4 protein-coding genes are annotated in these 4,799 nt (G+C 47.8%); all 4 read right to left on the bottom strand.

Annotated features, from left to right (window positions below):
- Window positions 1-1,458: arginine--tRNA ligase (argS, locus tag SPD80_RS01380; RefSeq protein ID WP_320828130.1), on the bottom strand; the 1,458-nt coding region annotated here is incomplete at its 3' end.
- Between the two features lie 125 nt (window positions 1,459-1,583).
- Entirely contained in the window at window positions 1,584-3,065 is a 1,482-nt protein-coding gene (locus tag SPD80_RS01375) for a nicotinate phosphoribosyltransferase (protein ID WP_320828129.1), read from the bottom strand.
- A gap of 42 nt (window positions 3,066-3,107) precedes the next feature.
- Complete coding sequence (locus tag SPD80_RS01370; RefSeq protein WP_320606015.1) at window positions 3,108-3,407, bottom strand: hypothetical protein; 300 nt, start codon at window positions 3,405-3,407, stop codon at window positions 3,108-3,110.
- Between the two features lie 48 nt (window positions 3,408-3,455).
- Complete coding sequence (locus tag SPD80_RS01365) at window positions 3,456-4,427, bottom strand: 4Fe-4S cluster-binding domain-containing protein (RefSeq protein ID WP_320828128.1); 972 nt, start codon at window positions 4,425-4,427, stop codon at window positions 3,456-3,458.
- Window positions 4,428-4,799 lie beyond the last annotated feature (372 nt).

Below are 4,799 nucleotides of genomic sequence, written 5' to 3'. Positions count from 1 at the left end.
GGAACAAATACGTGCGTGAGCATACTGTACATAGAATACAGGGTTGGAAGCATTGCGCTGCTTAACAGCCTCAATATCAAAATCAATGGTCTGATTAGAGGATTTGGATACCAAAGTATAACGAGTTGCATCTACACCAACCTCATCCAACAACTCTTGGAAGGTAACCATAGTTCCCTTACGCTTGGACATACGCACTGGCTTGCCATCACGAAGCAGGTTGACAAACTGACCAAGGTCTACCTCAAATTGGCCAGGATACCCCAAGGCATCACAAGCATTAGTTACACGGGCAATATAGCCGTGATGATCTGCACCCCACAGGTCAATAGAGTAATCTTGGCGCTGGAACTTATCCCAGTGATAGGCAACGTCAGAAGCAAAGTAGGTATATTCGCCATTAGACTTGATGAGTACGCGGTCTTTATCGTCACCAAATGTGGTGGAACGGAACCACAAAGCGCCATCATCAGTCGTATAAAGATGACCCATCTTGTCCAAGCGAGCAAATGCACGGTCTACTGGAGACGTGCCGGACTCATCCTTAATATATAGACTACGCTCCGAGAACCACAAATCAAGGTCGCAGCGAGCTTGGTGAGTAGTGTTCCTGATACGCTGCAACATTGCCTGATAGGCACGCTCGCGGAACTCATCTCCACGGGTTTTCTCGTCAACGTCTGCCCACTTGTCTCCATCTGCTTCATAAAACTCTAGGGCTATCTCGATGATGTAGTCTCCGCCGTAGGAATTACCACCCAAAATCTCATTGAAGGAATCCATATAGGGGTGGGTCTCTGGAGCCTCATCCAGCTCATCTTCTACATATGCCTCACGATCGGAAAGGAGGAGCTGATAGGCGTCGTGGGCGCTCAGGTTTTTCTCGCGAATAATCTGAACAAGCTGCATATAACGAGTGGCAACAGAGCCACCAAAAACATCCATCTGACTACCGTGATCATTGATGTAATACTCACGGAAGACATCGTAGTTTGCGTGCTCCATGACATTACACATAGAGTCACCCAAAGCTACCCAGCGACCATGACCTACATGCAAAGGACCAGTTGGATTAGCAGAAATAAACTCATAATTGACCTTAAGGCCATTGCCTACGTTAGCGCGACCAAAGTCCTCGCCTTGCTCACGAACATTACGGATAACCTCATTGTTTGCGGCGGCGTTAAGATAAAAATTAATAAAACCAGGTCCAGCTACCTCTACTTTTGCAATAGAAGGATTGGCAGGTATGTGATTAGCAATTGCCTGAGCAATCTTTGCGGGAGCCATACGAGCCAGACGAGCAGATCGAAGAGCGACGGTGGAAGTCCACTCGCCGTGGTCAGTATCGGCCGGACGCTCAACGCCACAGTCCTCTACGGTAAACTCAGGCAAGTCTCCTGCCTGCTGAGCAGCAGCAATGGCTTGCTTTACCAACTCTTCAATAGTCTCGGGCATAAGTCACTCCTTGATCCATAGCATTTTGTATATTTGGTATACGTTTTTGCAATTTCTAGCAGTCTAACAAAGCTCATACACCAATTTTTAGTACATGTACGTGCTTAATAAAAACTACGAGTAATTCATCGTCGGCCAGAACGAGCACGCTCTTCCCTGCTGAGGTCTTCTCGCAATTTTGCCAAGCCTTCTTCCATACCCACAGGATAGGTTTGAGGGTTAAGGAAACGCTTAGTAGCAGGGTCAAGATGCATAAGCGAGTCATGGCAACGACGGCGCGACTCTTCCAGAGTAGCTGGGCGTGCAACACACTCGCCCTTCTCGACATAGTGTTCGAGAAGCTCAATAGGAGTGTATGCAGACAAGTCGTAACTGGTATAGGGATCAAGCACATCAATGGCAATAGTTTTATCAGAACTCACAAAGGCGTCATCCACAATCATGTCTCCCATGGGACAGCCACTGTCATCAAAGAAGCGCAAAACATGCTGCACTCCTGGAATCGTACGCTTATATGCTTGCTCGGATAACTTCATGGTAGGCGTCCAGCTTGTCGCACCAGGTTTACGCGTGGCATTGAGTTTGTATACACCACCCAATGAGGGCTGAGGATCGCAGGTTGCGAGCTTGGTTCCCACACCAAAAGAATCAATAGGAGCGCCCTGAGCAAACAAGGACTGAATAGTGTGCTCATCTAAATCATTAGAAACAGAAATTTTTACATAGGGCAAGCCAGCCTCATCAAACGCTCGACGAGCGTATTTAGAAAGCTTTGCTAAATCGCCAGAATCAATGCGAATAGCACTCAGGCGCTCGCCCGCAGCTTCCATCTCGTGTGCAACCGTGATGGCATTTTGAATACCTTTATAGACATCATAGGTATCTACCAACAACACACAGTTTTTGGGGCTAGATTTGGCAAATGCCCTAAAGGCCTCAAGCTCTGAAGGAAATGCCATAACCCAAGAATGCGCATGGGTGCCAAAAACGGGAATGCCATACGTCTTTCCTGCTAATACATTAGATGTGGAACTTGCACCGCCTACATAGGCAGCGCGTGCAACAGCCAAACCACCATCAGGACCCTGTGCACGACGCAAACCAAAATCAGAAACAGCATGACCCTCTGCTGCCTGTACAACACGAGCAGTTTTGGTTGCCACCAAGGTTTGGAAGTTTACCAGATTAAGCAATGCAGTCTCTATGAGCTGGCAATCAATAGCAGGGCCTTCTACGCGAATCATAGGTTCACGCGGGAATACAACTTCACCCTCGGGAACGGCCCATACCGAGACACGCATTTTAAAATTGCGAAGGTATTGCAAAAACTCAGAGGTAAACATCTTGCCGCCACCAGGCGCATCAAGCGAGGAAAGATACGCAATGGCATCATCTTCAAACACAAAGTTTTTTACTAAATCCGCAATTTGACCAGCCCCACAAGATACGGCATAGCCACCATGAAAGGGATTCTCGCGAAAAAATACGGTAAAGCATGCCTGCGTATCCCCTAATCCTGACTCAAAAAAGCCTTGAGCCATAGTGAGCTCATATAAATCCGTATTGAGGGCAATATCAGAGGGCTTTGTGCGGTCAGTTAAAGACATGTCACTCTCCTTGCAGCTCGATGCATTAGTTTGAAGGTACGCTTAGTGACGCAAGAAATAATAGATAACACAGCCAATTACAACTACAGCCAAAACACCAAGGACAAGCTTTTGCGCAAAGGGCATGTTTAAATCTTCATCTGGCTCCATGGCTCGACGATTAACCTCACGAATATGAGCAATACGCGCATCTTCTTCTGCCTGCCGTTGCGCCTTTTGCTGGGCTTGTCGCAAGGATTCTAGCTCGGCACGCTCGGCTGCATTGTGGCGAGCTGTTGCTTGAGCGCGAAGTGCTTCCAGCTCGGCGCGTTCAGAATCAGTTAACGTGTCAGTATTTGACATAGTTTCTCCTTAGCCCACCTTTAAAGGGTTGTATAGACTATAGCCGTTTTACTGCGTTGTGCGCGCCGTTTGAGGCAAAAAGCTGCTAAGTTCTGGACCATCTACACCAGTTGCATCAAACGGTGGCACAAAACTCTCTGATACCGTGCCGCCTTGCTGCCACCACATATGCTCAAAACCAAGATCATCTGCATGGTCAAGCACCACTTCATACTCTTCATTGGTAAGTGCACGAGCCAGATTGCCACCAGCGGCTTTGCAACGTGCATTAGGGGTGTACTGATTCATGACAGAAATGTCTATATCATTGCCTGCAAGTTCCCAGAGTTTATCGAGAACAGCGCATGAGTCGTCTGTATGTCCAGGAAGTACAAGGTGGCGTACGATAATACCTGTTTTAAGCGCACCATCCTTGCCCACTACACGCGTGCCGCGTTGGCTAACTTGGTTAAGCATTTCTTCCAATGCTGCAGTGGCAACCTGGGGATAATCCTGAGCACCAGACAGCGCATACGCAAGGTCAGATGAGGCATATTTAAAGTCTGGCAGCCATACATCCACAATATCACCCATAGCGCGAATGGTGCTTACCAGCTCATAGCCTGAGGTATTGCACACGATAGGCAAACTCAGGCCAGCTTCACGAGCCATTTGCACCGCGTCATACACCTGCGGGGCATAGTGTAGTGCCGTAACAAGGTTAATATTGAGTGCACCTTGTTCCTGCAATTCCAGCATCATGGCAGCAAGACGTTTGACACTCACCTCATGGCCAAAATTACCCTGAGAGATTTGTTGGTTTTGACAAAACACACAGCGCAAAGGACAGCTCGAGAAGAAAATAGCGCCTGAACCTACCTCGCCTGAAATAGGCGGTTCTTCCCAAAAATGAAGAGCGCTTCTTGCTATTTGCAAGTTTGCACCAGCCCCACAAAGCCCACGCTTACCTGCGCTACGCTGTGCACCACAACCACGTGGACACAAATGACAAGACTCATATGGATGAGAAAATGGTTGCAAAAGGTTCTCTCCTCAACCTTTACTTTATTACCGGCGCGCCCCGTTAAGGCTAACGCTCGCCCACCAGCCGACAACTGCCAGCTACTCCAAACAGATGATAAACCATATACCCCTCTGTCTGAACATCTGCAAGGCACCCACAAAGCCACTTGACGCCCACAACGAGTAATTCATCGGGTTTTTCTAATCAATTAAGACTTCTTACAATATGTTGAATATAAGCTAATGCCATATATAATAGTGATAAGGAATACCATGTAGTTACAAGTCACGCACGCAAATTAAGAAAGGATATGCCTCATGAAAAAACGTCCACTCTGTGGGAGGAGGCTTGGCGCACTTGTAGGCATGGGCGCAGCAGCAGCACTCACG

This window comes from Atopobium sp. (assembly GCF_034113385.1).
Classification (GTDB): Bacteria; Actinomycetota; Coriobacteriia; order Coriobacteriales; family Atopobiaceae; genus Atopobium.
This window is presented reverse-complemented; position numbering and strand designations above follow the sequence as displayed.